Origin of the sequence: Catenibacterium sp. RTP21428st1_D7_RTP21428_210409, assembly GCF_040227455.1 — a bacterium.
Lineage (GTDB): Bacteria > Bacillota_I > Bacilli_A > Erysipelotrichales > Coprobacillaceae > Catenibacterium > Catenibacterium mitsuoka_A.
Map to the genome: position 1 here is coordinate 1 of NZ_JBEHVX010000133.1, position 4,054 is coordinate 4,054.

Here is a 4,054-nt window from a genome sequence, read left to right on the forward strand (position 1 = left end):
AAGGGCAGTCATTTCTGACTGCCCTTTACAAGTGGAAACCCCCAAATATTTAAAGCGAGTTTTTTATTGACCCCCCCTTAAAAATTAAAGGTTCATTTTTTGTATGGAGTTATTCTCCTGCTATTTCTTTAATTAAACATTCATTGCCTTGCAGTAAGACAGTATTTCCACTATGACAATAAGGACATTCTCTGCCATAATCGATTGTAGAATAAGTATTTTGACAATTATGACAGATTGTAATAGCTTCAATCCATTCATAATCAAGTGTTGAATACTTCAGCAATGACACTTTCTTCTTATAGTATTCCCAACAGTCTACTAAATAGTCTGGTTCAATACCACTGACCTTGCCTATTTGTAAAGTGACCTTGCGTATATCTGTGAGACTATTTTCCTGCGCAACATCTTCTAATGTTCTGACAATATGTACGACAATACCTAATTCATGCATCTTTATTTCTTCTTATTACGTAAAATCTTAATCTGTCTTTTTGCAGCATAAGGAAGAATCACCTTCAACTTATCTTCTGATCTTACCATATTGCTTCCTTCTGGGATATCTCTTGTAAGCTTGATTGCATCAAATTCACATTTAGTTGTACATAGACCACATCCAATACATTTATTAGGATCTACTACACTTGTGCCACATCCAAGACAGCGTTTTGCTTCTGTTTGTACCTGTTCAGGCGTAAATGTAGAACGTAAGTCTTTAAATGTTTCTGTCGCAAGACCCTGTTTTGTACCTGGAATCTGTCTCTTTGAATGATCAAAGTCTAAAGTAATTAAAATATCGTCCTTATCAAGCTGAGTAAACTGGTGTAAGTCTCTACCTAAAGTAAGTGAATGACCTTTATGTACAAAACGGTGCATTGATTCAGCAGCTTCTTTACCCTGTGCAATCGCATCAATCGCAAAGCGAGGACCTGTATAGACATCTCCTCCTGTAAAGATATCTTGTACAGAAGTCTGTAAAGTAATGGCATCCGCTTGAATTGTACCATTTGGATTTGTATTGATATCTAATCCTTCTACAGGAATAATATCCTGTCCTACAGATAATAAGACATAATCACATGGGTAGCTTTCTGTTTGTGTTTCATCATAAGATGGATTAAAAGTACCTGTTTCATCTCCTAAAGAGATACATTTCTTTAATGTGATTGTATGATCCTTGATTTCCTGAGGACCCCATCCACAATGCATAGTAATACCTTCATGGATGGCTTCTTCTACTTCATCAGGGCTTGCAGGCATGTCTTTTTCTGACTCTAAACAGAATAAATCAACAGACACTGCACCACTTCTTAAAGCACTTCTTGCCACATCCATAGCCACGTTACCACCACCAATGACAACTACATGACCACTAAGCATATCTTTACTCTCTTCTTTATTAACTTCTCTTAAGAAATCAACACCTGTCATAACATACTCTTCATTCATTCCAGGGATATTTAATTTCTTACCACCTTGTGCACCAATCGCAAGATAGATGGCTTCATAACCTTCTTCACGTAATCCGTCAATAGTGATGTCTTTACCGATTTCTACACCACATCTCAATTCAATGCCCATTACCTTAAGTACTTCTATTTCTGCATCAATGACATCTTTTTCTAATCTAAATGATGGAATACCATAACGAAGCATACCACCTGGTTTTTCTTCTTTTTCAAAGATAGTGACAGGATAACCCTTAATTCTTAAATAATAAGCAGCGCTCATACCAGCAGGACCTGCACCAATAATAGCCATCTTATGAGGATAGAATCCGCCCTCTTCATTTTCACATAATGGGATATAGCGTTCTTCCTCATTAAGTTCTTTTTCCGCAATAAACTTCTTAATTTCATCAATTGCGAGAGGAGCATCTAATAATCCACGCGTACATTCCTGTTCACATCTTCTATTACAGATTGAACCGCATACGGCAGGGAATGGATTAAAGTCTTTAATAAGCTTTAAAGCATCCATGTAACGTCCAAGACTAGCCATCTTGATATAGCCCTGTACAGGAAGATGAGCAGGACAGGCTGTTTTACAAGGAGCAGTTCCTGTTTCATGACAATTGACTTTGGCAGTATCTCTAAAATCAGGATTCCAATGATCTGGTCCCCATTTAATCATATCTGGTAATTCTACCTGTGGGTATTCAATAGGACCCTTCTTTGTACAAAGCTTCTGTCCAAGCTTTGCAGCTCCTACTGGACATACTTCTACACACTTACCACAGGCTACACACTTGCTGACATCCACGTGTGCACGATAAGCACTTGCAGACATATTTGGTGTATTAAAGAGCTGACTTGTTCTTAAGGCATTACAAACACCTGCTGCACAGTTACAAATCGCAAAGATCTTATCTTCACCATCAATATTTGTAATCTGATGCACATAACCTTTTCTTTCACATCTTTCTAATGTTTCAATAACATCTTCATAAGTACAGTGATGACCACCTTTATTTGTCTCTACAACATAATCAGCCATATCCCCAACCGCAATACATACATCGGCTTCAATATCACCTGTCCCTTCTCCTCGAACTCTTTGTTGTCTACGACATGAACATGGAGATAAAGCATACTTATCATACTTATTCAACCAATGAGAAATCTTTTCTACAGACACTGCTTCCTGATTGGCTTCAATAGATTTTTCTACTGGAATAACATGCATCCCAATACCAGCCCCTCCTGGAGGCACCATTGGAGTGACCTTTTCTAGTGGTAATCTTGTCATCTGTTCAAAAAAATCAGTCACAACTGGATGTTCTTTGACTAAATCATTATTCATAACCATGAATTCTGCAGAACCAGGGACAAACTGAGGCATCACATATTGTTTATGATGATCTTCATTTTCCCAGTTATACTCAATCATCCCTATATCACATACTTCTTTTAATACACGTTCAACACGTTCTTCTTCCCAGCCTGTTCTTTTAAGAATTTCTTCAAAAGACATAGGTTTGCGTACTTCAAAAAATAAACATAAATTACATTGTTCATCATTCAAGATTTCACTTAAACATTTGTATTCAGGATCATCTTCCTTAAGCTTCTTAAACTTCACTGGTATTCGGTCTGTAATACGTCTTGCAAGTCTATCAATATTATCTCTATAGGCCATTATTTTATTCCTTCCATTCTCTTATACGTGTTAAAAGGTAATCACACCAAGACTTGACTCCTTCTCCACTTTTTGCACATATTTCAAACACCTTTGCATTCTTATTACGATAATGAATATTCTCTTTACATTTTTCTATATCAAAATCAAAGTAAGGAAGAACATCCACCTTATTAATAAGCACGACATCACATACTTCAAACATAAGCGGATATTTTAAAGGCTTATCATCCCCTTCTGGCACACTCAATATCGCAATATTTAAAGAGGAACCTGTATCAAATTCCGCAGGACATACTAGATTTCCTACATTTTCTAATACTGCAAGATCTAGATTTTCCATTCCTAATTCATGTAATCCCTGTCTTGTCATATCCGCATCTAAATGACACATGCCTCCTGTGTGTAATTGTATTGTACGTACACCATACTGGCTAATAGTGTGCGCATCCACATCACTATCAATATCTGCTTCCATAACACCAATATTCACTTCATCTTTGATTGTTTCAATAGTGCGTGATAATGTGGTTGTCTTTCCTGAACCTGGACTAGACATGATATTAAGTAAGAAAACACCCTTCTCTTTGCATTCCTGTCTTAATAAATCTGCATCCTTATTATTATCTTCAAATATACTCTGTTTTACTTCTATAACCTTATACATATGTAAACCCCTTTCATTAGATATTCTAATAGATTTCTTGAACAGAGTAAACAGAACAAAATAATCCTTCAACAAATCATCTTATTTGTAAGGATTTAAAATTCTAAGAGTTTGTGATTTTCTTTAAAATAGTGGTGTATTTGGTGTATAATAGCACAGGTATTCAAAGGAGAATAAGTGTGAAACAAAAATCAATCAAAACGTATAAAAAAAGACAAACTTAAAAACAAGTTTGAATAATTTAGAAAA

General features: G+C 35.9%; 3 protein-coding genes. All 3 read right to left on the reverse strand.

What is annotated here, in order from left to right; genetic code table 11:
- Nucleotides 1-109 precede the first annotated feature (109 nt).
- From ABUA27_RS12250 to hypB, 3 genes are read right to left on the reverse strand one after another with little or no spacing between them, the layout of a single operon-like run.
- On the reverse strand, nt 110-454 hold the full coding sequence (locus ABUA27_RS12250) for a hydrogenase maturation nickel metallochaperone HypA (protein ID WP_349820821.1): 345 nt from the start codon (nt 452-454) through the stop codon (nt 110-112).
- A 2-nt stretch (nt 455-456) separates the two neighbouring features.
- The gene (locus ABUA27_RS12255) at nt 457-3,138 is read right to left on the reverse strand and encodes an FAD-dependent oxidoreductase (RefSeq protein WP_288835210.1); all 2,682 of its coding nucleotides are present in this window, start codon (nt 3,136-3,138) and stop codon (nt 457-459) included.
- A 4-nt stretch (nt 3,139-3,142) separates the two neighbouring features.
- Nucleotides 3,143-3,805, reverse strand: a complete 663-nt coding sequence (hypB, locus tag ABUA27_RS12260; protein WP_129982001.1) for a hydrogenase nickel incorporation protein HypB — start codon at nt 3,803-3,805, stop codon at nt 3,143-3,145.
- Between the last annotated feature and the right edge of the window lie 249 nt (nt 3,806-4,054).

Coding starts and splice junctions, on each gene's coding strand:
- ABUA27_RS12250 (WP_349820821.1), bottom strand. CDS start 454: ATGCATGAATTAGGTATTGTCGTACATATTGTCAGAACATTAGAAGAT.
- ABUA27_RS12255 (WP_288835210.1), bottom strand. CDS start 3,138: ATGGCCTATAGAGATAATATTGATAGACTTGCAAGACGTATTACAGAC.
- hypB (WP_129982001.1), bottom strand. CDS start 3,805: ATGTATAAGGTTATAGAAGTAAAACAGAGTATATTTGAAGATAATAAT.